At 73.9% G+C, this 3,474-nt stretch carries 5 protein-coding genes; all 5 read left to right on the top strand.

Going from position 1 to position 3,474, the window contains the following annotated elements:
• The first annotated feature begins 127 nt into the window (after positions 1-127).
• The gene (locus tag AC2W7G_RS12045; protein WP_485868654.1) at positions 128-595 is read left to right on the top strand and encodes a DUF1697 domain-containing protein; all 468 of its coding nucleotides are present in this window, start codon (positions 128-130) and stop codon (positions 593-595) included.
• A gap of 83 nt (positions 596-678) precedes the next feature.
• Positions 679-1,206, top strand: a complete 528-nt coding sequence (locus tag AC2W7G_RS12040) for a VanZ family protein (protein ID WP_485868653.1) — start codon at positions 679-681, stop codon at positions 1,204-1,206.
• A gap of 40 nt (positions 1,207-1,246) precedes the next feature.
• Positions 1,247-1,855: a DJ-1/PfpI family protein gene (locus AC2W7G_RS12035; protein WP_485868652.1), complete on the top strand. Its 609-nt coding sequence runs from the start codon at positions 1,247-1,249 to the stop codon at positions 1,853-1,855.
• 233 nt (positions 1,856-2,088) lie between these two features.
• Entirely contained in the window at positions 2,089-2,892 is an 804-nt protein-coding gene (locus tag AC2W7G_RS12030; protein WP_485868651.1) for an NAD-dependent protein deacetylase, read from the top strand.
• A gap of 225 nt (positions 2,893-3,117) precedes the next feature.
• Positions 3,118-3,474: GNAT family N-acetyltransferase (locus AC2W7G_RS12025; protein ID WP_485868650.1), on the top strand; the 357-nt coding region annotated here is incomplete at its 3' end.

Below are 3,474 nucleotides of genomic sequence, written 5' to 3'. Positions count from 1 at the left end.
GCGCGGTGGCCGGCCTGGCCCTGTTCGTCGCGCTGGCGGCGAGCGGCGTGACGCTGTGGCGGTGGTCCCGTGAGCACGCGCGTGGTCCTGCTGCGGGCGGTCAAACGTCGGTGGCGCCCAGCTCCCCATGGCCGACCTGCGGGCGATGGCCGCCGACCTCGGGGCGTCCGCCCCACGCACCTACATCGCCAGCGGCAACCTGGTCGCCGACGTCCCGGGCGACCCGGACGCGTTCGACCGCGCCCTGGAGCAGGCCGTCCAGGAGCGGTTCGGCTTCTTCCGCGAGGTCATCAGCCGCACCCCCGACGAGGTGCGCGCGGCCCTCGACGCCCACCCGTTCGAGGTGCTGGAGCCGAAGTTCTCGTACGTCTCGTTCCTGCTGCGCGCGCCGGACCCCGAGTCGGTCACCACGGCCGAGGCGGTCGAGACCGGCGACGACCGCTGGCAGGTGATCGGCCGCGAGCTGCACCTGCGCTACGCGAACGGCGCCGGACGTCCGCAGCTCGACGACCGGAAGCTCGGGCGCGCGCTCGGCGTCCCCGGCACGGCCCGCAACCTGCGCACGGTGGCCAAGCTCGTCGAGCTGGCGTCGTAGGGCACCGTCCCGGCGTCCGCCGCGGTGGTGGAGGATGACCGCGCGACGACCGCGTCCACCCAACCACCTCGAAGGAGCAGTGCGTGTTCCGTGAGGTCCCGGCGCTCCCGGTGGTGGTCCCCCTCGCGCTCGCGGTGCTGGCGGTGCCGCTGTGGCACCTGCGCCGGCGCGGACTGCTGACGGCGCCGCGGGTCGCGGTGGCCGTCGCCCTGTGCGTCTACGCCGCCGGCGTCGTCGCCAACACCGTGTTCCCGGTCTACCTGGACAAGCCGCACGAGGCCGTGTGGCGGCTGTACCTCGACCCGTTCGCCCCCTACGACGTGGCCGACGCGGTCATGAACGTCGCGGTGTTCGTCCCGGTCGGCGTGCTCGTGCCGCTGGTGCGTCCGCGGTCCCCGTGGTGGGGCACGGCGGCGGTGGCCGCCGGGTTCAGCCTGGTGATCGAGCTGGCCCAGTACCTCACCGGCAACCTGCTCGGCGGAGGCCACGTGGCCGACGTCCACGACCTGTTCTTCAACGTCGTCGGTGGCCTCCTCGGCCTCGGCCTGCTGGCCGCCGCCGGCCGGGTGCCGGCGCTCGGACGCCTGGTCGACCGCTTCCGCTGGCGGTGAACCGGCCCGCGACGGGGCCGTCCTGCGCCAGGATGGGCGCATGACGTCCCCCTCCCCCGTCCACGTCGCGATCGTCGTCTTCGACGAGGTCGAGGTGCTCGACTGCTGCGGTCCGTTCGAGGTGTTCTCCGTCGCCAACCGCGTCGCCGCCGGGCGCGGCGAGGCCGAGCCCTTCGTCGTGCGGATGGTCGCGGCCGACCGCGAGGTCGTGGCCCGCGGCGGGCTCGTGCTGCGGGCCCACGCCACGATCGACGAGGACCCGCCCGTGGACGTCCTGGTCGTCTCCGGCGGCGTCACCGACGAGGTCGAGAAGGACGTCCGGGTGACCGGGTGGATCTCCGGTCTGCGTCCGCGGCTGACGACGTCGGTGTGCACCGGCGCGTTCGTGCTGGCCGAGGCCGGCGTGCTCACCGACCAGAGCGTCACCACCCACTGGGAGGACCAGGCCGCGCTCGCCGAGCGCTGGCCCGCGCTCACCGTGCTCGCCGACCGGCGGTGGGTGCGCGACGGCGACGTGCTGACGTCCGGGGGCATCTCGGCGGGCATCGACATGGCCCTGCACCTCGTCGAGGTGGTCGCCGGACGCGCGCTGGCCGAGGCCACGGCCCGGCAGATGGAGTACCGCTGGACCGACGACCCCACCGCCTGACCGTCCGCGCCGGCTCCGCGCGCGAGCAGTGAGCGGTGAGCGGTGAGTGGGGTGAGCGGTGGGTGAGCGGTGAGTCAGCAACCTCATCAGGCGCTCATTCAGTTGCCAGCTCACCGCTCCCCCGAGCGAGAGGTTGCCAGCTCACCGCTCACCCGAGCGAGGGGTTGCCAGCTCACCGCTCACCCGAGCCTGAGTCGGCGGGTGCCGCTGGTGCGCCGACCTACGCTGGAGGGGTGAGCATCGAAGCCGTCGCGGACGTCCTGTCCGACAAGACCTGGCTGGTGCTGACGGGGGCGGGCGTCTCCACGGACTCGGGCATCCCCGACTACCGCGGCCCGGGCTCCCCGCCGCGCCACCCCATGACCTACCAGGATTTCATCGCCACCCCCGAGGCGCGCCAGCGGTACTGGGCCCGTGCCCACGTCGGCTGGTCGAACATGACCGGCGCCGAGCCGAACGCCACCCACCGGCTGCTCGCCGCGTGCCAGCAGGCTGGCGGCCTCAGCGGGCTCATCACGCAGAACGTCGACGGGCTGCACGAGCGCGCCGGGCACCGCGACGTCGTCGACCTGCACGGCCGCATCGACCGGGTCGTCTGCCTGGACTGCGGCACCCGCTCGCCCCGTCAGCGGCTGCACGAGCGCCTGGTCGCGCTCAATCCCGGCTACGCCGAGCGGTCCGCGGTCATCGCCCCCGACGGCGACGCGCTGCTCGAGGAGACGTCCGACTTCGTCGTCGCCCCGTGCGAGGTGTGCGGCGGCCGGCTCAAGCCCGACGTCGTCTTCTTCGGCGAGTCGGTGGCCAAGCCGGTCGTCGAGCACTGCTTCGCGCTCACCGAGTCCGCCGAGGTGCTGCTCGTGCTCGGCTCGTCGCTGCAGGTGATGAGCGGCCTGCGGTTCGTGCGCCGGGCCGCGAAGGTCGGCGTCCCGGTCGTCATCGTCAACCGCGGCACGACCCGCGGCGACGACCTGGCCACCGTGAAGCTCGAGGCCGGTGTCGCCGAGACGCTCACCGCGCTGGAGCCGGTCGGCGTCTAGCCCCCAGGTCCGGGGGATGGAGCGGCCCGGCTCGCGCCGCTACCCTCGTCGACGACGTCGGACGACCGACGTCGTCTCATCGAGCGTCACCAGGAGTGCCGTACCCGACCCGGGTCCCCACGTCCGCCCTTCGCGGACGTGTCCAGCAACCCGTCGTGCGCGCACTCCCGACCTCGATCGATCCCTGCTCGACCGCGCACGGCCTCGTCACGGAAGGACGAACCCATGGCGCGTGTCCGCCTCATCCCCGTCACCACCCAGCACCTCACCTGGCTGCTGCACGACCGTCCCGCGCTCGCGCGGGCGCTCGGATCGCCCCTGCCCGAGGGCTGGCCGGAGTTCCCCGAGGCCGTCCCGCACACCCTGCAGGTGCTCACCGACCGTCCCGACGAGGCGGACTGGTGGATGCACCTGTTCGTCGAGGAGCCGACCGGGACGCTCGTCGGCTCCGGCGGGTTCAGCGGCCCGCCGGTCGACGGCGTCGTGGAGATCGGCTACGAGGTCGCACCCGCCTTCCGGCGGCGCGGACTGGCCACGGCCGCCGCGTCCGCGCTCGTGGCGAAGGCTGCCGCGTCCGGCGCG

The organism is Aeromicrobium sp. PFPM2_SD2, from assembly GCF_057364525.1.
Note: the sequence above shows the minus strand (reverse complement) of the source record. Positions and strands in the feature narration are given on the sequence as shown.

Excerpts from the sequence above, each read along its gene's own strand:
- AC2W7G_RS12045 (WP_485868654.1), top strand. The coding sequence starts at position 128 with ATGGCCGACCTGCGGGCGATGGCCGCCGACCTCGGGGCGTCCGCCCCA.
- AC2W7G_RS12035 (WP_485868652.1), top strand. The coding sequence starts at position 1,247 with ATGACGTCCCCCTCCCCCGTCCACGTCGCGATCGTCGTCTTCGACGAG.